17 protein-coding genes and 1 riboswitch are annotated in these 20,101 nt (G+C 72.1%); of the genes, 3 read left to right on the top strand and 14 right to left on the bottom strand.

Translation table 11 applies throughout. The features are described 5' to 3' along the window. Window positions 1–112 precede the first annotated feature (112 nt). From AB0G02_RS11860 to rsmI, 11 genes are all read right to left on the bottom strand, one after another. Window positions 113–1,882, bottom strand: coding sequence for an ABC-F family ATP-binding cassette domain-containing protein (locus AB0G02_RS11860; protein ID WP_360792793.1), 1,770 nt, complete (start codon window positions 1,880–1,882; stop codon window positions 113–115). Between the two features lie 144 nt (window positions 1,883–2,026). Continuing rightward, window positions 2,027–2,992 carry a 4-(cytidine 5'-diphospho)-2-C-methyl-D-erythritol kinase gene (locus AB0G02_RS11855; RefSeq protein WP_360792791.1) on the bottom strand — a complete coding sequence of 322 codons (966 nt, stop codon included), beginning with the start codon at window positions 2,990–2,992 and terminating at the stop codon, window positions 2,027–2,029. A 267-nt stretch (window positions 2,993–3,259) separates the two neighbouring features. Then, window positions 3,260–4,066, bottom strand: a complete 807-nt coding sequence (locus tag AB0G02_RS11850; RefSeq protein ID WP_360792789.1) for a MetQ/NlpA family ABC transporter substrate-binding protein — start codon at window positions 4,064–4,066, stop codon at window positions 3,260–3,262. A gap of 31 nt (window positions 4,067–4,097) precedes the next feature. Further along, window positions 4,098–4,781 (bottom strand): methionine ABC transporter permease, encoded by a 684-nt coding sequence (locus AB0G02_RS11845; protein ID WP_360792787.1) that lies wholly within the window; start codon window positions 4,779–4,781, stop codon window positions 4,098–4,100. After that, complete coding sequence (locus AB0G02_RS11840) at window positions 4,778–5,788, bottom strand: ATP-binding cassette domain-containing protein (RefSeq protein WP_360792785.1); 1,011 nt, start codon at window positions 5,786–5,788, stop codon at window positions 4,778–4,780. The genes AB0G02_RS11845 and AB0G02_RS11840 overlap by 4 nt, the downstream gene beginning before the upstream one ends. Window positions 5,789–5,989: 201 nt before the next feature. Continuing rightward, a riboswitch (SAM riboswitch) is annotated at window positions 5,990–6,082 on the bottom strand. 86 nt (window positions 6,083–6,168) lie between these two features. Continuing rightward, window positions 6,169–7,047, bottom strand: a complete 879-nt coding sequence (gene rsmA / locus AB0G02_RS11835) for a 16S rRNA (adenine(1518)-N(6)/adenine(1519)-N(6))-dimethyltransferase RsmA (protein ID WP_360792783.1) — start codon at window positions 7,045–7,047, stop codon at window positions 6,169–6,171. A gap of 221 nt (window positions 7,048–7,268) precedes the next feature. Continuing rightward, on the bottom strand, window positions 7,269–8,702 hold the full coding sequence (locus AB0G02_RS11830; protein WP_360792781.1) for a transglycosylase family protein: 1,434 nt from the start codon (window positions 8,700–8,702) through the stop codon (window positions 7,269–7,271). A gap of 280 nt (window positions 8,703–8,982) precedes the next feature. Next, window positions 8,983–9,819, bottom strand: coding sequence for a TatD family hydrolase (locus AB0G02_RS11825; RefSeq protein ID WP_360792779.1), 837 nt, complete (start codon window positions 9,817–9,819; stop codon window positions 8,983–8,985). After that, complete coding sequence (gene metG / locus AB0G02_RS11820) at window positions 9,816–11,606, bottom strand: methionine--tRNA ligase (protein ID WP_360792777.1); 1,791 nt, start codon at window positions 11,604–11,606, stop codon at window positions 9,816–9,818. Before metG ends, AB0G02_RS11825 begins: the two co-directional genes overlap by 4 nt. 77 nt (window positions 11,607–11,683) lie before the next feature. Next, complete coding sequence (locus tag AB0G02_RS11815; protein WP_360792775.1) at window positions 11,684–12,262, bottom strand: TetR/AcrR family transcriptional regulator; 579 nt, start codon at window positions 12,260–12,262, stop codon at window positions 11,684–11,686. Window positions 12,263–12,347: 85 nt separating this feature from the next. Further along, window positions 12,348–13,193, bottom strand: coding sequence for a 16S rRNA (cytidine(1402)-2'-O)-methyltransferase (gene rsmI, locus AB0G02_RS11810; protein ID WP_360792773.1), 846 nt, complete (start codon window positions 13,191–13,193; stop codon window positions 12,348–12,350). A 24-nt stretch (window positions 13,194–13,217) separates the two neighbouring features. On the opposite strand from rsmI, the gene AB0G02_RS11805 reads away from it, so the two are divergent. Continuing rightward, a complete protein-coding gene (locus tag AB0G02_RS11805) occupies window positions 13,218–14,789 on the top strand; it encodes a phospholipid carrier-dependent glycosyltransferase (RefSeq protein WP_360792771.1) in 1,572 nt (523 codons plus the stop codon). Between the two features lie 69 nt (window positions 14,790–14,858). Here AB0G02_RS11805 and AB0G02_RS11800 read toward each other — a convergent pair whose 3' ends face one another. After that, on the bottom strand, window positions 14,859–15,317 hold the full coding sequence (locus AB0G02_RS11800; protein ID WP_360792769.1) for an Lrp/AsnC family transcriptional regulator: 459 nt from the start codon (window positions 15,315–15,317) through the stop codon (window positions 14,859–14,861). Between the two features lie 195 nt (window positions 15,318–15,512). On the opposite strand from AB0G02_RS11800, the gene AB0G02_RS11795 reads away from it, so the two are divergent. Then, a complete protein-coding gene (locus tag AB0G02_RS11795) occupies window positions 15,513–16,643 on the top strand; it encodes an amino acid permease (protein ID WP_360792767.1) in 1,131 nt (376 codons plus the stop codon). Here AB0G02_RS11795 and AB0G02_RS11790 read toward each other — a convergent pair. Both AB0G02_RS11790 and AB0G02_RS11785 read right to left on the bottom strand, forming a co-directional pair. Next, window positions 16,594–18,618, bottom strand: a complete 2,025-nt coding sequence (locus AB0G02_RS11790; RefSeq protein WP_360792765.1) for a protein kinase — start codon at window positions 18,616–18,618, stop codon at window positions 16,594–16,596. The two genes, AB0G02_RS11795 and AB0G02_RS11790, sit on opposite strands and share 50 nt — an antisense overlap. A 16-nt stretch (window positions 18,619–18,634) precedes the next feature. Then, window positions 18,635–19,204 (bottom strand): TetR/AcrR family transcriptional regulator, encoded by a 570-nt coding sequence (locus AB0G02_RS11785; protein WP_360792763.1) that lies wholly within the window; start codon window positions 19,202–19,204, stop codon window positions 18,635–18,637. A 71-nt stretch (window positions 19,205–19,275) separates the two neighbouring features. Here AB0G02_RS11785 and AB0G02_RS11780 point away from each other — a divergent pair, with 71 nt between their 5' ends. Then, window positions 19,276–19,968: an SDR family oxidoreductase gene (locus AB0G02_RS11780; protein ID WP_360792761.1), complete on the top strand. Its 693-nt coding sequence runs from the start codon at window positions 19,276–19,278 to the stop codon at window positions 19,966–19,968. Window positions 19,969–20,101 lie beyond the last annotated feature (133 nt).

Genomic DNA, 20,101 nt, shown 5'->3' with positions numbered 1-20,101 from the left:
ACGCACCCTGAGTTCAACGCTCGTGCTTAACGGCGTTAAGCGTGAGCGTTGAACTCAGGTGCTGCGAACGTAGGACTCTCGCGGCGTGGACGTAGGACTCTCGCGGTGAGGGTCAGCCCTCGGCGGTCTCGGCGGCGGCCAGCCACTGCGCCTCGACGTCCTCCGCCTCGGCCATGACGGCCTTCAGCTCGGCGTCCAGGGCCAGCAGGCGCTCCGGGTCGGTGGCCGCCTCGGCCAACGCCGAGTGCAGCTGCGCCTCCTTCTTCTGCAACGTCTCCAACCGGCGTTCCAGGCGGGACAGCTCCTTGCGCGCCGCGCGCTGGTCCGCGGCCGACGACGGTGCCGAAGCGGTCTTCGCGACGGGCACGGCGTCGGCTTCCTTCTGCCTGTCCCGCCGGCGCAGGTACTCCTCGATGCCGCCGGGCAGGTCGGTCAGCCCGCCGTCGCCGAACAGCGCCACGACGTGATCGCACACCCGCTCCACCAGGTAGCGGTCGTGCGAGATGACCACCAGCGTCCCCGGCCACGAGTCGAGCAGGTCCTCCAGCTGCTGCAGCGTGTCGATGTCCAGGTCGTTGGTCGGCTCGTCGAGCAGCAGCACGTTCGGCTCGGCCATCAGCAGCCGGCACAGCTGCAACCGCCGCCGCTCGCCGCCGGACAGGTCACCGACGGGCGTCCACTGCTTCTGCGACGAGAACCCGAACCGCTCGGCCAGCTGCGACGCCGACATCTCCTGCTTGCCCAGCACGACCCGCCGCGCGATCTCCTCCACGGCCTCCAGCACGCGCATCGACCCGTCCAGGTCGTGCAGCTCCTGGCTGAGGTGCGCGAGCTTCACCGTCTGCCCCTGGACGCGCTTGCCGCCCTCCAGCTCGCGCTCGCCCGCCAACGCCTTAAGCAGCGTCGTCTTGCCCGACCCGTTCACGCCGACGATGCCGACCCGGTCACCGGGCCCGATCCGCCACGTCAGGTCGCGCACCAGCACCCGGTCGGGCACGGTCAGCGTCGCGTCCTCCAGCTCCAGCACCGTGCGGCCGAGCCGGCGCTTGGCGAACGCCAGCAGCTCGACCGAGTCGCGCGGCGGCGGCACGTCGGAGATCAACGCCTCCGCGGCGTCGATGCGGTAGCGGGGCTTGGACGTGCGGGCGGGTGCGCCGCGACGCAGCCACGCCAGCTCCTTGCGGGCCAGGTTGCGGCGCTTCTCCTCCAGGGTGTCGGCCAGTCGGGCGCGCTCGGCGCGGGCGAAGATCCAGTCCGCGTAACCGCCCTCGTACTGCTCGACGCGACCGCCGACGACCTCCCACGTGCGGCTGCACACCGTGTCCAGGAACCAGCGGTCGTGCGTGACGACGACGAGCGCCGTGCGGCGGGCCAGCAGGTGCTCGGCCAGCCACCGCACGCCCTCGACGTCGAGGTGGTTGGTCGGCTCGTCCAGCACGACCAGGTCCAGGTCCTGCACGAGCGCCGCGGCCAGCGCGACCCGCCGCCGCTCGCCACCGGACATCGTGCCGACCGGCGAGTCCAGCCCGAACCCGGTGATGCCGAGCCCGTCGAGGATCGACCGCACCCGCGCGTCGGCGGCCCACTCGTGCTCGGCGTCGAACCCGAGCGGGTCGATCACCGCGTTGCGGACCGTCGACCCCTCGGGCAGCTCGGTGCGCTGCGTGACCACCGCCATGCGCAGCCCGCGGTTCTGGCTGACCCGTCCCTCGTCCGGTTCGGCGAGGCCGGCCAGCACCTCCAGCAGCGTCGTCTTGCCGCCGCCGTTGAGGCCGACGACGCCGATGCGGTCGCCTTCACCGACGCCGAGGGACACGCCGTCGAGCAGCGGACGCACGCCGAACGACTTGGAGACGTTCTCCAAGTTGACCAAGTTGGCCATGTACCAGCACCTTCGTCGAGATCGTGTGACAACGCGGTACGCCAGCCTAGCCACCGGGCCGGTGACGGCACCGTTCCCCGACGCGGGGCACCCGCCCTGACCGGGCCGGGGAGTCCTACGTCACAGGGGAGCCGGGCGGGCAGGTCAGGCGTGCACCTCGGGCGGGATCGGGCGGGGCGCCTCCTCGGTGCCCACGACGCGCGCGCCGTGCACCGGCCCCTGCGCCACGCGCACCGTCCGGCAGACGCCCGCGCCCGCCAGCTCGGCGGCCACGCGCACCGCCGAGTCGCCGTCCGTGCAGAGGAATGCGCAGGTCGGACCCGAACCGGACACCATGCCCGCCAGCGCGCCCGCGTTGACGCCCGCGCGCAGCGTGCGGCGGAGGTTCGGGCGCAGCGAGACGGCAGCGGCCTGCAGGTCGTTGCCGAGCAGCAGCGCGAGCTGGCGCGGGTCGCCGGAGGCCAGGCCTTCGAGGACGGCTTCGGCCTCCCCGACGCGGGGCGGGTCGCCGTCGGCGCGCAGCCGGTCCAGCTCGTCGAACACCTCGGGCGTGGACAGGCCGCGCCGGTCGAACGCGAGCACCCAGTGGAACGTGTGGCGGGACAGCACGGGCACGATCCGGTCGCCCCGGTCGGTGCCGAGCGCCGTGCCGCCGTAGATGGCGAACGGGACGTCCGCGCCGATCTTGCCCGCGACCCCGGCCAGCTCGTCGCGGCTGATCTCCAGCCGCCACAGCGCGGCCAGGCCGACCAGCGTCGCCGCGGCGTCCGCGCTGCCGCCCGCCATGCCGCCGGCGACCGGGATGGACTTGCGGATGACGATCCGGACCTTCGGGTCGTCGGGGTCGCGGCCGACGTGCTGGGCCAGCGCCCGCACCGCTCGCCACGCCAGGTTGGACGCGCCGGTGGGCACCGAGTCGGCGCCCTCGCCGTGCACCTCCACCCCGGGGTCCTCCGCGATGGCGACGGTGACCTCGTCGGTCAGCGACAAGGCCTGGAAGATCGTCACCAGGTCGTGGTACCCGTCCGCGCGGGAATCGCCGACGGCCAGGTGCAGGTTGACCTTGGCCGGGACGCGGACGATGACCGGGGGTGGGACGACAGCGAGCACGCCATGCAGCGTACGGGCGTTTCCGGGTAGCCCGCTCCTACCGACCGCTGACCTGCGGCGCAACACACGTTCGGCAGGGCGTTCCGGCGGGTCCGCGCCCCGGTCGCACCCCCGGTCACACGCCGGGTCACGCCCGTCCCCGCGCGCCTGAGCGTTCAACTCGGGTGTCCTGGGCGTAGGACTCTCGCGACGCGAACGTAGGACTCTCGCGACGCGGAGGTAGGACACGCGGTTGGGCGCAGGACGCGCGGGGGAGGCGGTCGCGGATCAGACGGGCAGGACGGAGCCGGCGAAGGTGGTCTTGATGTAGTCCTTGACCTCCTGCGACTGGAGCAGCGCGAGCAGGTCCTTCACCCGCCGGTCGTCCTTCAGCTCGGTCCGCGTGACCAGGCCGTTCGCGTTCGGGTTGCCCTCGGCCTTCTCCAGGGCCAGCGCGTCGGACGCGGGCGAGAGACCGGCGTCGATGGCGTAGTTGCCGTTCACCACGGCGGCGTCGGTGTCGTCCAACGACCGGGGCAGCTGGGCCGCCTCCAGCTCGACGAACTCCAACCCGCGCGGGTTCTCCGCGATGTCCCGGATCGTGGCCGTGCCCTCGGTGCCCGGCTCGACCTTGATCAACCCGTTGTCCTGGAGCAGCTTCAGGCCCCTGGCCTCGTTCGTCGCGTCGTTGGCCACGGCCACCCGCGCGCCGGACGGCAGGTCGGCCAACGACTTGTGCTTCTTCGAGTACACGCCGAGCGGCTCCAGGTGCACCGGCCCGATCCACTCCAGCGACGTGCCGCGCTCGGCGTTGAACGTGTCGAGGTAGGGCACGGTCTGGAAGTAGTTGGCGTCCAGCGACCCGTCCACGAGCGCCGTGTTCGGCTGCACGTAGTCGGTGAACTCGACGACCTCGATCTTCAGCCCCTTGGCGGCGGCCAGGTTGTCCGCCACGTACCGCAGCACCTGGGCGTGCGGGACGGGGCTCACACCGACCTTCAGCGCCGCGTTGGGGTCCGAGGCGGCGCCGGTGTCGCCACTACCGCAGCCCACTGCGGTCAGCAGCACGGCCAGCAGGGCAGCACGAATACGCATGTCATTCCTAACGGTGGGGAACGAGAGACGATCAGACGGAGGCCGTGCGGCGGCGGTCGATGCCGCGGGCCACCCGGTTGGTGACGAACTGGATCGCGGTGGCGATGATCGCCAGCACCACGACCGTGCTCCACAGGTACCGCTCGTTGAACCGCTGGTACCCCATGCGCACGGCGAGGTCACCGAGACCGCCGCCGCCGACCACCCCGGCCATCGCGGAGTAGCCCAGCAGCGCGATCGCGGTCACGCCGATGGCGTTGACCAGCGCGGGCAGCGACTCGCGCAGCAGCACGCTGCGCACGATCCGCCACGTCGACGACCCGGTGGTGACGGCGGCCTCGACCACCGACACGTGCACCTCGGCCAGCACGTTCTGCACGAGCCTGCCGACGAACGGGACGGCGCCGACCGACAGCGGCACGATCGCCGCCGTGGGACCGATGGTGTCCTGGAGCAGCAGCCTGGTCAGCGAGGTCAGCACGATCAGCAGGACCAGGAACGGCATGGAGCGGCCCAGGTCCACGACGAACCCGAGGACCTTGTGGAGCGCCGGCCGGGGCTTCAGCCCACCGGGAGCGGTGAGCTGAAGCCAGATGCCGACGGGAGTGCCGAGCAGCACGGCGATGACGGTGGAGACCACCACCATGTAGAGCGTTTGACCGGTGGCGACGAGCAACTGGTCGAAGACCTGCGACCAGGGTGTTGCAGACCTCACGCAGCTACTCCCTGCGGACCCGACAGGGTCCTGCGCACCGAGCCGCCCGCCTCCGAGATCCACTCCAGCGCCGAGTCCGCCCGCTCGCCCTTCAGGCCGACGCGGAACCGCGCGACCGGGGTCTCGCCGAGCCGGGTCAGGCCGCCGCCGAGCAGGTTCAGCTCGACGCCGAACCGGCTGGTGGCCTCGGGCAGCAGCGCGCCGACGGCGGCGAAGCCGACCAGCACGACGTCCGCGACCCGGTCGAACGCGCTCTCCAGCGCCGGGTTCTGGTCCACGGCGGGCAGCAGCGACCCGGCCGTGCGGCTGGCGGCGTCGGACACCAGGTCGAGCACCTTGCCGTGCTCCACCACGCGGCCGTCCTCCAGCACCGCGACGTCGTCGCAGATCTTCCGGACGACGCTCATGTCGTGGGTGACGACGAGGACCGTCACGCCGAGCTCGGCGCGCGCCCGGTCCAGCACGGCGAGCACCGAGCCGGTGGTGTCGGGGTCGAGCGCGGAGGTCGGCTCGTCGGCCAGCAGCACCGACGGCGCGGCGGCGAGGGCCCGCGCGACCGCGATCCGCTGGCGCTGGCCGCCGGAGAGCTGGTCGGGGTAGGAGCCGGCCTTGTCGGTCAGGCCGACGAGGTCGAGGAGCTCCGCGACGCGGGTGCGGCGCTGCGGGCCGGCCACGCCCGCGGCCTCCAGCGGCAGCGCGACGTTGCCCGCGGCGGTGCGCTGGCGCAGCAGGGAATCCCCTTGCGGCACAACGCCGATCTGCCGGCGGGCGGCGCGCAGCGCGGTCCCGTCGAGGTTCACGAGGTCGGTGCCGTCGACGCGGATCGAGCCGCTGTCGGGGCGCTCCAGGAGCGCGACGCACCGGGCCAGGGTGGACTTGCCCGCCCCGCTGGGGCCGACGACGCCGAGGACGGTGCCCGCGGCGACGTCCAGGTTCACGCCGTCCAGCGCGCGAACCTGGCCGGTACTCCCGGGGAAGGTCTTGGTGAGGTTCTCGACAGTGATCACGTTTCGCTCCACGACTGCATGCGGCAGCGCACGCTCATGGCGTGCGTGACCGACGGCTCAGCTCAGAAAGGTGTCCTGGTGAAGGACGCGGGGATCCGAAAGCGCCTACGGGCTGCTAGCAGCTGCGACAGGCCGAGGAGGTGCGGCGGCCGTGGTCGACGACCCGCCGTCGGGTGAGCATTCGCATCCTGGGCACGTGATCCTCCATCGGTCCTGGCTGAAGCACCTTCCCCCATGGAGGGGTGGTTGCTGCGGCGTCGTAGAGCCAGGTCTCTCGGCCGCTCGGGATGGCACAACGAGTAGACCTGACGAGGCCCGACTGACGCAAGCCTGAAACCGGATCGTCCGGCAAATCACACTTTCGGCCGAAAGATCATCGACTACCGGGCGGACGCGGCCTCGGCTATCCGGATGAAGTCACCGACGGCCAGTTGTTCGCCGCGCAGGGAGGGATCCACCCCTGCGGCGACGAGGAGCCGCTCCGCCTCGACGGCCGAGCCGGCCCACCCCGACAGGGCGCCGCGCAGCATCTTGCGCCGCTGCGCGAAAGCCGCGTCCACCAACGAGAAGAGCCGCTTCTGGTCCACAGTGGACAGGGGGGCGTGCCGCTCGAACGCGACCAGCGCCGAGTCCACGTTGGGCACCGGCCAGAACACCGAGCGCGGCACGGGCCCGGCCCGGCGGGCGTCGGCGTACCAGGCGAGCTTCACGCTGGGCACGCCGTAGACCTTGCTGCCGGGCCCGGCGGCCATCCGGTCGGCCACCTCGGACTGCACCATCACCAGCCCGGTGCGCAACGACGGCAGCGCGGCCAGCAGGTGCAGCACCACGGGCACGGCCACGTTGTACGGCAGGTTGGCCACCAGGGCCGTCGGCGGGACCGGGAGCTGGTCCGGGGTGACGCGCATGGCGTCCTCGTGCACGACGGACAACCGGTCCGCGAGGTCGGGCGCGCGCTCGGCCACGGTGACGGGCAGGCGTTCCGCGAGCACCCCGTCGATCTCCACGGCCACCAGGGCGCGGCAGGAGGGCAGCAGCGCCAGCGTCAGCGAGCCCAGGCCGGGGCCGACTTCGAGGACCACGTCGTCCGGGCGCAGGTCGGCGGCCGTCACGATGCGCCGCACCGTGTTGGGGTCGTGCACGAAGTTCTGCCCCAGCTTCTTGGTGGGGCGGATGTCCAGGTCCGCGGCCAGCCTGCGGACGTCGGCCGGGCCGAGGAGTCGGCTCCCCGGTTCGGTCGACGTCGAGTCCTCAGTCACCCGTGCATTGTCCATGACGGTTGAGGGTGGGGCGCGTGTGCGTGCGCCTGGTCGGGTCCGGCTCGATTTGACATGGGGCCCTTACGGGCACCCCAGGCAGGCCAAAGCCGGCAGGCCCGGCGGAAAAAGCGCCCGCCAAGCCTGCCGGCTTCGACCAGCCCAAGGCACCCGAACCCATGTCAAATCGGGCCTCGGGGAGGGAGAGAGTTGGGTGGCGGGGGTTACGGCAGGCCGAGTTGGGCCTGGCAGTGGGGCCACGCCGAGTAGCCGCCGCGGGCGTCCCGCAGCTTGCTGGCCACCGCGATCTGCTGCTCCCGGGTCGCCTGGTGCGGGTAGGCGGCGTACTGGCTGCCGCCGTAGGCGTCCCAGGTGCCCTTGTTGAACTGCAGGCCGCCGTAGTAGCCGTTGCCGGTGTTGATGGCCCAGTTGCCGGTCGCCTCGCAGTTGGCCAGCCGGTCCCACACCTCGCCGTCGGGCGGGAGCTTGGTGCCGACCTTGACCTTCTTGGGCTTCGGCTCCTTGGTGACCTTCGCGCCCAGCTTCTCGCGGCCGGTCTCCTGGCCGTTCTTCACCGTGACGCGGTAGGTGACGATCTGCTCGCCGGCCTCGCCCGGGTCCAGGACCTCTTTCTGGCCCTTCATCATCGTGTCGTCCTTGACCTCCTCGACGGACGGCTGGATGGCCTCCGTCGCGTTGATCACGGACACACCGGTGCGGGTGATGTGGACCTCGGCACCGTTGGTGACGCGCAGGTCCAGCGCCGCGTCGAGCTTGTCGTCCGGCCCGAGCGAGAGGTTCTCGCCCTTGAGCAGCTCCTCGACGGTCACGGCCGTCGTCCGCAGCTGCCGGGGCTCGTTGCCGCCGTCGTAGAGCGTGACGGTCTTGAGGCTCTTGACCTCCAGCGAGAGGCCGTTGAGCGGGACCTCCATGCCGCGGTCGTGGGAGAGCCACGCGCCTTCGTCGTTGACCTGGAGCTGGTCCAGCGCCTCGTCGACCGTGACGGAGCGGACCCAGCCCTCGCGCTGCTCGCCGTCCACCGTCATCTTCACCAGGCGGCCGCGGTCCAGCGAGATCTTCCCGCCGTCACCGACCTTCGCCTGCGGGGACGGGCTGAGGGCGTCGTGCTCGCCGATCGTGATGCCCTCGTCGGCCAGGATCTCGCCGACGGTGGACTCGTAGGTGCGGACCGTCATGGCTTCGCCGTCGACGTCGACCGTGACGGACTTGTCCATCGCGATCGCGGTGGCGCCACCACCGGAGATGGTCACCAGCACGGTGGCGACCGCGGCCTTCAGGAAGCGCCGCTTCCACTTCCCCGCGGCTTCGACCAGCGCGGCGGGCGGGGCGCTCGGCCGCTCGGCGGCCAGGCTGCCCGCGACCCGGTCCTGGGAGACCTCGTCGGGGATGATGATCGGGGGCAGGAGCGTGGTCTCGGCGTTGATCAGCCGGATCAGCTCGTCGACGTCGACGTTCGCGCTCTGCAGCAGCGCGTCGGCGTCCGGGCCCAGCACGTCCAGCACGTCGTCCGGGGTGATGGTGAACACCGCGGTGTCCCATTCGGACGGCGGCCCGGGTCTGTCCAGGACGTCGACGCCGGTCACGGGTGTCGACTGCACGGGCGTAAACCAGTCGGTGTCCTCGTTGAACGAGTTCACGGGGTGCCATACCTCCTGAAGGCGCGAAGTCCGGCTGCGCGCGGGGTCGATGTCGGTGGTCAGCTCGTGATCTCCGGCAACTCCCGTACGTGTTCGGCTTCATCGCTTCTGGTGTCAACGTGACCCGCCCCGACTGCGGGTGCGCCCCGGATCGGAACTCGGGGCACGGTCACGGGACCGTAACGGGTGCGAGGGGGTTGTGCCAACACCCCTACAACCCTTGTGAGTTCAGTCACTCCGTCAGGGGAGCAAGTCTGTCCGCCATTCGTCGTAAGGAGCATTACGACTTCGGGGTGTCACGAAGACCGAAGATCCGTTCGGCGTTTCGGGTGATCTTCGACGCCAGCCCGGCGAGGTCGTCCTCACGCAACGTCGCCAGGTCCCGGAGCGTGTAGTTCACGCAATAAGGCTCGTTCGGGCGACCTCGGTACGGGTGGGGCGTGAGGAACGGCGCGTCGGTCTCGACCAGCACGTGGTCATCCGGCGTCCACAGTGCGGCTTCCCGCAACGCGTGGGCGTTGCGGAACGTCGCCGTGCCCGCGAACGACAGCACGAACCCGCGCTCCACGCACGCACGCGCGAAGGAGAGGTCGCCGGAGAAGCAGTGGAAGACCACCGAGGGTGGCGCACCCTCCGCGTCGAGCACCGCCAGGATGTCGTCGTGCGCGTCCCGGTCGTGGATCATCAGCGGCTTGCCGACGCGCTTGGCCAGGTCGATGTGCCACCGGAACGCCTCGTGCTGGGCGAATTTCGGCGCGTAGTCCCAGTAGTAGTCCAGGCCGGTCTCACCGATCGCGACGACCCCCGGCTGCACGGCGAGCCGTTCCAGCTCGGCCTGCTCCGCCTCCCCGAACGCGGACGTGCGGGTGGGGTGCAGGGCGACCGCGGCGAACACCCGGTCGTCCCACGTGGCGGCCTCGGCGGCCCACCGGGCGGCGTCGAGGTCGTCGGCGACCGTGATCACGCGGTCCACACCCGCCCCGGCGGCCCGGTCGAGCACCTCGCGGACCTGCTCGGGCGTCCGCGCGCCGCACGCGTCGAGGTGGGTGTGGGCGTCGACCACCGGCGCCGGAAGGGGTTCCGGGACCGGTGGCCGTTCGCCGCGGCGCTTCGTCACTTGAGGATCGGGGCCCACTCGGGGCCGGTCTCACCCAGTTCGGGGTCGAGCTTCGCGAACAGCGGCGCGGGCTTCGCCAGCGGTCGGCCGACCTCGATGGGCGTGGACGCCCAGGTGGCCTGCTCGGCCGCGTAGTCGCCGGTCAGCACCGGGTACTCGCGGTCGGGCACGTCCAGGTCCGCGACGTCGGTCAGCTGCGGCTGGGCCGCCCACACGCCCGTGCCGCCCAGCGCCTCGTGCACCTTCTGCGCCGAGTGCGGCAGGAACGGCGTCAGCAGGGTGTTGGCGTCCTGCACGACCTGCAACGCGGTGTGCAGCACGGTGTCGCGGCGCTCCGGGTCGTCCTTGAGCTTCCACGGCTCCTGGTCGGACAGGTAGCGGTTGGCCGCGCCGACGACCTTCATCGCCTCGGAGGACGCCTGCTTGAACCGGGACTGGCGCAGGTGGCCGCCCACGACGTCGAACGCCCGGCGGGTGGCCTCCAGCAGCTCGTGGTCGGCCTGGGTGGGGCTGGTCGGCCTCGGCACGGCGCCCACGTTCTTGTGCGCCATCGAGATCGACCGGTTGACCAGGTTGCCCCACTCGTTGGCCAGCTCGAAGTTCGTCCGCCGGACGAACTCCTCCCAGGTGAAGTCGGTGTCCTGGTTCTCCGGGCCGGCCACCGAGATGAAGTAGCGCAGCGCGTCCGGGCCGAACTCCTTGAGGAAGTCGGTGACGTAGATGACCGTGCCGCGGGAGGTGGAGAACTTCGACCCGCTCATGGTCAGGAACTCGCTGGAGACCACCTCGGTGGGCAGGTTCAGCGTGCCGAACGCGCCCGGCTCGCCGCCCTTCGCGCCCTGGCCGTTCTGGCCGAGCAGCAGGGACGGCCAGATCAGCGAGTGGAAGACGATGTTGTCCTTGCCCATGAAGTAGTAGCCCTGGGCGTCGCCGGTCCAGAACTCCTTCCAGGCGTCGTCGTCGCCCGACCGCCGGGCCCACTCCACCGACGCGCTCAAGTAGCCGATGACGGCGTCGAACCACACGTAGAAGCGCTTCATGGGCTGGTCGCGCCAGCCGTCGAGCGGGATCGGGATGCCCCAGTCCAGGTCGCGGGTGATGGCGCGCGGGCGCAGGTCACCGATGAGGTTCTGGCTGAACTTCAGCACGTTCGGCCGCCACTCGGTGCGGGTCTGGAGCCAGCCGCCGAGCGCGTCGATGAACTGCGGGAGGTCGAGGAACAGGTGCTCGGTCTCGACGAACTTGGGCGTCTCGCCGTTGATGCGCGACCGCGGGTTCTTCAGGTCGACGGGGTCGAGCTGGTTGCCGCAGTTGTCGCACTGGTCGCCGCGCGCGCCGTCGTAGCCGCAGATCGGGCAGGTGCCCTCGATGTAGCGGTCGGGCAGGGTGCGGCCGGTGGAGGGGCTGATCGCGCCCATCTCCGTCTTCGGGATGACGTAGCCGTTGCGCCAGAGGGCGAGGAACAGCTCCTGCACCACCTTGTAGTGGTTGCCGGTGGTGGTGCGGGTGAACAGGTCGTAGGACAGGCCGAGGCCGTGCAGGTCGTTCGCGATCACGCGGTGGTACTTGTCGACGAGCTCGCGGGTGGACATGCCCTCCTTCTCGGCCTGCACCGAGATGGGCGTGCCGTGCTCGTCCGAGCCGGAGACCATCAGCACCCGGTTGCCCGACATGCGCATGTAGCGGGAGAACACGTCGGAGGGGACACCGAAACCGGAGACGTGACCGATGTGGCGGGGGCCGTTGGCGTAGGGCCACGCCACCGCGGTCAGCACGGAGGCACTCATGGGCCAAAGCCTACGGAGGTGCCACCAACGGGTTCCCACCGGTCAGGACGTGTGGCGGGTCGCAGCCGTCCGGTCGGTCAGCCGACGACCTTCGCCAGGGCCCGCAGGCCCGCGACGACGTCGGCGCCCGTCGGGGCGTGGTCCGGGTCGGACAGCAGCTGGATGGCCACACCGGACATGAGCGCGACCTGGACCATGCCGAGGGTGCGGGCGGAGCGCTCGTCGACGTCCTGCTCCGGGACGCTCGCCACGATCCCGGCCACGCCGGAGCGGCCCTGCCGCAGCCCGTCCGCGAGGTGCGGCAGGAGCTCCGGTTGCCGCTGGGCCTGCAGGAACAGGTCGACCGACACCAGCCACATCTTCGGGTTGGCGCGTACCTGGGTCAGCAGCTCGTCCCACATCCGCTCGTAGGCCTCGGCCGGGGCCAGGTCGGGCGCGTCGGCGGGGACGAGCGCGCGCCCGGCCAGGTCGCCCCACTCGTCGAGGATCGCGAACAGGGCCTGGAACAGCAGGTTCTCGCGGGAGCCGAAGTGGTAGCCGATGGCCGCCATGCTCACGCCGGCGGCGGTGGCGATGTCCCGGACGGTGGTCCGGTCGAAGCCCTTGTCGAGGAGGCACGACTTCGCGCCGGCGAGGAGGGCTTCGCGGTTTCCCATGGTCGGCAGCCTAACAACGGGTGGATCGGCCGACCGGGGCGAACGACCGGGGCGAACGCCCCGACCGCCCGCCGTGACGCCGTGCTCAGGCCTTGCTGATCGCGGCGTCGTACAGGGCCTTCTTGCTCACGCCCGCCGCCTCGGCCACCTCCGCCGCCGCCGTCTTCATCCGCTCGCCGTCGGCCACGCGCTGCTTCACCTCGGCCACCAGCGCCTCCATCGGGGGCGCCTCGCGCGTCTCCGCGGGGGCCAGCACCACGGTGATCTCGCCGCGCACGCCCTCGGCGGCCCACTCGGCCAGCTCGCCCAGGCCGCCCCGCTTGACCTCCTCGTAGGTCTTGGTCAGCTCCCGGCACACGGCGGCGCGGCGGTCCGGGCCGAGCACGTGGGCGGCGTCGGCCAGGGTGTCCGCCAGCCGGTGCGGTGACTCGAAGAAGACGCACGTCCGGGGCTCGTCGGCCAGCGCCGCGAACCACCGCTGCCGCTCGCCCTGCTTGCGCGGCGGGAAGCCGTCGAAGCAGAAGCGGTCCGACGGCAGCCCGGACACGGCCAGCGCGGTCGTCACGGCCGACGGGCCGGGCAGGCAGGTGACCCGGATGTCCTCCTCCACGCACGCCGCCACCAGGCGGTAGCCGGGGTCGGACACGCTCGGCATGCCGGCGTCGGTCACCAGCAGCACCGTGTCGCCCGCCCGCAGCGCCTCCAGCAGGCCCGGCAGCCGCGCCGTCTCCACCTGGTCGTAGAAGCTCACGACCCGCCCGGACGGCGTCACGTCGAGGGCCGCGGCGAGGGACCGCAGCCGTCTGGTGTCCTCGGCCGCGATCACCTCGGCCGTGCCCAGTGCGCCGACCAGGCGCGGTGAAGCGTCCCGGACGTCGCCGAGCGGAGTAGCCGCCAGCACCAAACGGCCTGATCCAGATACAGGTCTCACGCCTCTCACCCTACGATCGGGCGCGTGAGCCTGATCGCACCGCAGTCCGCAGACGACGTGGTCGAGGCCGGCGAGGTCCCGCCGGCGAGCCCGCCACCGGGCAACGACCGCGAACAGCGGGCCCGCCAGCTCGAACCGGGACCGATGAGCACCGCCCTCCGGGGCTGGCTCGTCACGCTGACCGTGGCCCTGATCGGTGGTGTGGTGCGGTTCTGGAACCTCGGGTTCCCGACCGACAAGGGCACCCCGATCTTCGACGAGAAGCACTACGTGCCGCAGGGCGCGCAGGTGCTGCGCAACGGCGGGTACGAGGACAACGCCGGCTACGAGCTGATCGTCCACCCGCCGCTGGGCAAGCAGCTCATCGCGATCGGTGAGTGGCTGTTCGGCTACGACGGCGTGGGCTGGCGGTTCGCCTCGGCGGTCGCGGGGACGCTGACGATCCTGCTGGTGGTGCGGATCGCCCGGCGGCTGACCAGGTCGGACCTGATCGGCGCGATCGCCGGCGTGCTGCTGATCGCGGACGGGCTGAGCCACGTGCAGACCCGGATGGGGATGCTCGACAGCTTCCTGGCGCTGTTCGTGGTGGTGGCGTTCGCCTGCCTGGTGGTGGACCGGGACCAGGTGCGGTCGCGGTTGGCGGTCGCGGTCCGCGAGGGCTGGGTGGACAGCTCGCCGTTCGGCCCGTGGCTGGGTTTCCGCTGGTGGCGGTTCGCCGGCGGGATCGCGATGGGCCTGGCGTGCGGCGTGAAGTGGTCCGGCGTGTGGTACATCGCGTTCTTCGGCGTGATGTCGGTGCTGTGGAGCGCCCTGGCCCGTCGGGCGGCGGGCGTGCCGCGGCCGTGGCTCGGCTCGCTGGCCAAGGACCTGCTGCCGTCGCTGTTCGCGCTGCTGCTGATCCCGATCCTGGCGTACGTGGCGACGTGGTGGGCGTGGTTCGGCTCGGAGACGGCCATCGACCGGCACGTCGCGGGCGTGAAGATCCCCGAGGACGGCTGGATCCCGGCCCCGGTGCGGGCGCTGTGGTACTACAGCGGCAACGTGCTGGACTTCCACACCGGCCTGGTCACGTCGGCCACCAACCGGCACCCGTGGGAGTCGAAGCCGTGGACGTGGCCGATGGGGCTGCGGCCGATGCTGTACTACTTCGAGGGCTCCGTGCAGGGTTGCGGCGGCCCGACCTGCGTGGGCGCGATCATGCTGATCGGGACGCCCGCGATGTGGTGGCTCGCGTTCCCCATGCTGGCGTGGGCGCTGTGGCAGTCGATCTCCAGGCTGGACTGGCGGTACGCGGCGGTGCTGGTCGGCTACGGCGCGGGCTTCCTGCCGTGGTTCATCAACGTCGAGCGGCAGATGTACTACTTCTACGCGACGCCGATGGCGCCGTTCCTGGTGCTCGGCATCGCGCTGGCGCTGGGCGAGGTGCTGGGCAGGCGGACGGACGGCAAGGAGCGCCGCGGCACCGGTCTGCTCGCGGTGGCCCTGTACGTGGGCCTGGTGGTGGCCAACTTCGTGTGGCTGTGGCCGATCCTCAACGGCATACCGATCACGCCGGAGATCTGGGACGCCCAGAAGTGGCTGCCGTCCTGGAACTGACGCCCCGGAACCGGTGCGCCGGTCCGGTGCGCCGGACCGGCGGGGGCTCGGACGCCGGGTCCGGGCGGGTCAGCCCGGCAGCTCGGTGAGCACGGGGTTGCGGATCGACTCGTAGATCACCGAGCTGCGGAAGCTGATGACCTCCCGGCGTTGGCTCAGGCGGTCGATGAGGAACGCGTGCAGGTGCTCCAGGTCCTGCACGGCCAGGTGGATGAGGAAGTCGTCGTCGCCCGCGACCACGTACATCGCGGTGACCTCGGGCAGCACGCCGATCGCCGCCTTGAAGTTGTCGATCACCGCGCGGCTCATGGGGCGCAGGCGCGCGGCGACGAAGGCCTGCACGGGGCGGTTCAGCGCGCCCAGGTCCACGTCCGCGTGGTAGCCCTTGATCACGCCGCGCTCGCGCAGCGCGCGCACGCGTTCCAGGCACGTCGAGGGCGCGACGCCCAGGCGCCTGGCCAGCTCGCGGTTGGTCAGCCGAGCATCCAGCTGCAGATTCCGGATGATCGCCGAATCAAGTTCGTCCACGGCCCGATCATGCCAAAGCCCGGCGAACGAAGTTCGGTCGCGCTGGATCAGGTCATCCAGGTGGGCAAGTCTGGGTCCAATTCGCCGAATGAATGGACCCTCCATGCCGCTCATCGCTCCCACTCCCTTCGTGGACGTCGTCGCCCTCCGCGGACCGCGGGCCGACGTCGTCCGGTCGACGCGCGGGCTGCCGGCGTGAAGCTCACCGCGATGTACGTGGGCGCGGTCCTCGGGCCGGGGGTGCTGGTGCTGCCCGCCCTGGCCAACGAGGCCGCCGGTCCCGCGTCCGTGCTGGCGTGGGTCGCGCTGCTCGCGCTGAGCGTCCCGGTCGCGGTGTCGTTCGCCCGGCTCGGTGAGCGGCACCGCGGCGGTGTGGTCGGCTTCGTGCGCACCGCGTTCGGACCTCGGGCGGCACGGCCGGTCGCCTGGTGGTTCTACCTGGTCGGCGTGCCGTTCGGGGTGCTCGGCGGCGCGCTGGTCGGCGGCCGGTACGTCGCCCACGCCCTCGGTGGCGGCGACCCGGCGGTGATCGGCATCGTGCTGCTGGCTGCCGCGTTCGCCGCGAACTACGCCGGGGTGCGCGTGTCCGCGGGCGTGCAGGTGCTGCTGGTCGGGCTGCTGGCGGTGCTGCTGGCCGTGGCGGTCGCGGTCAACGTGCCGGCCGTGTCCCGCGACGACTTCGAGCCCTTCGCGCCGCACGGGTGGCTCGCCGTCGGGCACGCCGCGGTGGTGCTGTTCTTCGCGTTCTCCGGCTGGGAGGCCGCGGGCAACCTGGCCGACGAGTTCACCGACCCCCGGCGCGCGACCCGGCGGACGCTGGTCGTCGTCACCGTCCTCTACCTGGGGCTGGCGGTCACCACGGCGGGCACGACGAGTGACGTCCCGCTGGCGGACCTGCTGGAACGCGCGTTCGGGCCGTCCGCCCGGGTCGTCACGGCGGTGGCCGCGGCGCTGCTGGCGTTCGGCGCGATCAACACCTACCTGGCGGGCGGCGCGCGCCTGGGCGGGCGGCACGGCCTGACCGGCCTGCTGGTGCTGTGCGCGGTGCTCACGGGCGTCACGCTGCTCCGGCACGTCGAGCTGGACGTGCTGATGGGCGTGGCCTCGACGACGTTGGCGGTGGTGACGGCGGCGGGACTGGCCGCCGCCGTCAAGCTCCTCCGCAGCCGCACGGCCGCGCTCGCCCTGGGCTGCACCGCGCTGGTGGTCGCGTTCTCCGGCGCGCTGCTGCTCGTGCCGCTGGTGGTCGGCGTCGCGGCCCTGGTCGGCACCCGCGTCAGCGCACGGGTCGCGTCGGCGGCTCCGGCCGGTCGATCATCCTCGTGACCGGACCCTCCTTGCTCAACCCGGCCTGCGACAGCCAGCCGCTCAGCTCGCCGCGGATCGCGGCCAACGACGGCCGCTTGCCGGGGTCGGCGTCCAGCGCGGTGGTGAGCAGCCGGGTGTGGGCGCTGTGCTGCGGCAGCTTCACGCACGGCTCGCCCTGCGCGGCGGCCATCAGCGACGAGATCGGGTTCTCCCGGGTGCCGCGCGGCGGGTGGCCGGTGAGCGCGTAGCTGACCGTCGCGGCGAGCTGCCAGGCGTCCGACGCGGGGCTGGCCGTCTCACCGCGGGCGGTCTCCGGCGCCAGGAAGTCGGGGGTGCCGACCATCATCCCGGTGGCGGTGAGCGTGCTGTCGCCCTTCGACCGGGCGATGCCGAAGTCGATCAGGTGGGCGGTGCCCTCGGTGTCCACGATGACGTTGGACGGCTTCACGTCCCGGTGCAGCACGCCCCGCTCGTGCGCGGCGGCCAGCGCGTCGGCCATGTTCAGCCACAGGCGGGCGGCCAGCGTGTCGGCGAGCAGACCGCTCTTGAGCACCACGTCGGACAGCGGTTGGCCGTCGATGTACTCCATGACGATGGCCAGGCCGTCCGGGTCCTGCACGATGTCGAACACGCGCACGCAGTTCGGGTGCCGCACGGCCGCCAGAGCGCGCGCCTCGCGCAGCATCCGCTGCTCGGTGTCGTTGTCCGGGGCGTGCGCGAGCTTCACCGCGACCGTGCGCGCGAGCTGCTCGTCCACGGCCAGCCACACCGTGCCGAACCCGCCGCGGCCCAGCTGCCGGATCCGCCGGAACCGGCCGCCCGCGGGGTTCCACACCTTGCCGGTGTCGCGCGTGGGCACCGGCACGCTGTTCGCACCGCTGCCCGGACCGAACGGCAACGGGCCGGGGGTGTCGGCCAGCTGCGCCGGCTGACCCACGCGGGTCGGCTTCGGCGGCTCCACCGGCACGTCCGCGATCCGCGTCGGCGGGTAGTGCCGCGGCGGCGGCCCGGGTCGGTAGGGCGGGACCGGCTGGTACGGCGGGATCTGCGCCGGCTGGTAGGGCGGCGGCTTCTCCACCTGGTACGGCGGCGGCTTCGGCCCCTGGTGGTTCTGCGACTGGTGGCCCGGGGGCTGGTGGTTCTGCGACTGGTGGTTCTGGGGCAGGTGGTTCTGGGGCAGGTGCTTCTGGGGCTGGGAGTGCTGGGGCGTGGGTTGGGAGTGCGGGGGCGTGGAGTGCTGGTTCTGCGCGCTCTGCGGCGACCCCTGCGGCTGGTGGGGCGGCGGCGACGTCCTCGACACCGCGGGGTTGTTCCCGCGATCGCGACCGGGGCGGTTCAGCATGGCGGTAGTCAACCCGAAAACCCGCACGACGAGGGAACCCACGACCGAGATCGGGAAGAACCCGAGCAGCAGGTGGCCCACCAGCGTCACCGGGAGCGCGGACGTCGACACGAGCAGGACCAGGAACGGGGGCCAGAACAGCCGGCGCGGCCAGTTCGGGCCGAGCCGGAACGCCGAGCCCGCCTGGAGCATCACGAACAACAGGCACAGCAGCGCCAGCAGCGCCGTGGCGCCGGCCGCGATCGTCTGCACCACCCCGGCCCGGCCGGTGATCGCCACGATGATCGACTCCGAGCCCACCAGGTAGTCCTGCTGGCTGAACGCCACGCAGGGCTGCGCGTCCAGCGTCCCCATGCCCGGCAGCACGCGGCTCCGCAGCAGGCTGAACGCCGCCGAGAACGCCATCCACGGCAGCACCAGGGTGCTGACCACGCCGAGCACGGCGAAGATCGCGCCGGTGACCGGGCCGTAGGAGTTGCCGACCACGCGGCGGATGGTGATCGACAGCAGCGCGGCGACCGTCGGCAGCACGCCAATCACCGCGCCGAACGCGGTCATGGTCCAGGCCCAGTCACCCGGGCAGAGGGGCACACCGGTCCAGCCGTGCAGCCACGCCAGCAGCGACTCGGCCAGCTCCACGACCCGCACCACCCCTTCTCGTCGCCTCTCAGGGTACGGGTGCCGGCCACGCCGACAGCGCAGTCCGGGCAACATCGTGCAGTTCAGCCCGCGTGGCGCCGTCGCGGGCCAGGGACGACATGCCGCGGGCGGTGGCGGCGACGAAGACCGCCAGGCGGTGCGCGTCCGTGCCGGCGGGCAGCACGCCGGTGGCGACGTCGTGCCGGATCTTCGCTTCGAGGGCCCGTAGCGCCTGGTCACGGAGGTCGTGCAGCTCGGGCGCGCTGAGCACCAGGCAGCCCCGGGGCCGGCCGGGCGTCGTGTACTCGATCGCGGCTTCGACGAGCACCCGCTCGACGGCCTGGCGCGCGGTGGACTCCTCGTCGAGGGCGCGCGAGGTGAACGCGCCGTAGGTCGCCTGGTAGCGGGCCACGGCCTCGGTGAAGAGGGCGCGCTTGTCACCGAACGCGGCGTAGAGGCTCGGCGGGTTGACGCCGGTGGCCTCGGTGAGGTCCGCGACGGAGGTCGCCTGGTAGCCGTCGCGCCAGAAGGCGCGCGTGACCTGGTCCAGCACGACGTCCCGGTCGAACCCGCGTTTGCGCCCCACCACGCCGACCATTTTATAACGTCCGCTACAGTTCATTTCTGTAGTGGACGTTACAGATTGGAGCGCTGGTGAGGACGGCATTGGTGACCGGGGCGAGTCGGGGGATCGGCCGGGCGATCGCGCTGCGGTTGGCGGCCGACGGGATGCGGGTGGTCGTGCACTACGCGCGGGACGACGCGGCGGCGGCCTCGGTGGTGGAGGAGGCGGGCGGTGGGGCGTTCGCGGTGCGGGCGTCGTTGCCGGCGGAGCTCGACGCGCTGGTGGCGGCCCTGCCGCCGTTGGACGTGCTGGTGAACAACGCCGGGATCGGGCTGCCCGCGCCGATCGAGGACGTGACGCCCGAAGCGTTCGACGAGGTGTTCGCGGTGAACGTGAAGGCGCCGTTCTTCCTGGTGCAGCGCGCGCTGCCGGTGCTGCGGGACGGCGGGCGGATCGTGAACATCTCGTCCGGGGCGACGCGCATCGCCATGCCGGTGGGCATCGCGTACTCGATGACCAAGGGCGCGCTGGACACGTTCACGCGCACCCTGGCCCACCACCTCGGGCCGCGCGGGATCACCGTGAACACCGTCGCGCCGGGGGTCGTCGACACCGACGTGAACGCGTCGTGGCTGCGCGGGAACCCCGAGGCGGAGGCGGCGATGGCGGCGCGCTCGGCGCTGGGGCGGATCGGCCGGACCGGCGACATCGCGGACGTGGTGTCCTTCGTGGCCTCCGACCAGGCCCGCTGGGTCACGGGGGCCTGGATCGACGCGACGGGCGGCGCCCACCTGTGACCGCCGCGGCGACGGCGGAAGGAGGTCCGGCTCACGGGTGTGAGCCGGACCCCCCCGCGGGGGTCGCCGCTAGCGCACGCGCACACCCCCCAGGCGGGCACCGACCGCGGATCCCAGCCCGGGTGGGACGGGT

The sequence above is a fragment of the Actinosynnema sp. NPDC023658 genome (assembly GCF_040639995.1).
GTDB lineage: Bacteria > Actinomycetota > Actinomycetes > Mycobacteriales > Pseudonocardiaceae > Actinosynnema.
The sequence above is the reverse complement of the archived record's forward strand: the minus strand, read 5'-3'. Positions and strand labels throughout refer to the sequence as shown.

Bases quoted from the DNA above. Each gene is read 5' to 3' on its own strand.
- AB0G02_RS11815 (WP_360792775.1), bottom strand. From the start codon at position 12,262: ATGGGAAACCGCGAAGCCCTCCTCGCCGGCGCGAAGTCGTGCCTCCTC.
- AB0G02_RS11785 (WP_360792763.1), bottom strand. From the start codon at position 19,204: ATGGTCGGCGTGGTGGGGCGCAAACGCGGGTTCGACCGGGACGTCGTG.
- metG (WP_360792777.1), bottom strand. From the start codon at position 11,606: ATGAGTGCCTCCGTGCTGACCGCGGTGGCGTGGCCCTACGCCAACGGC.
- AB0G02_RS11850 (WP_360792789.1), bottom strand. From the start codon at position 4,066: ATGCGTATTCGTGCTGCCCTGCTGGCCGTGCTGCTGACCGCAGTGGGC.
- AB0G02_RS11860 (WP_360792793.1), bottom strand. From the start codon at position 1,882: ATGGCCAACTTGGTCAACTTGGAGAACGTCTCCAAGTCGTTCGGCGTG.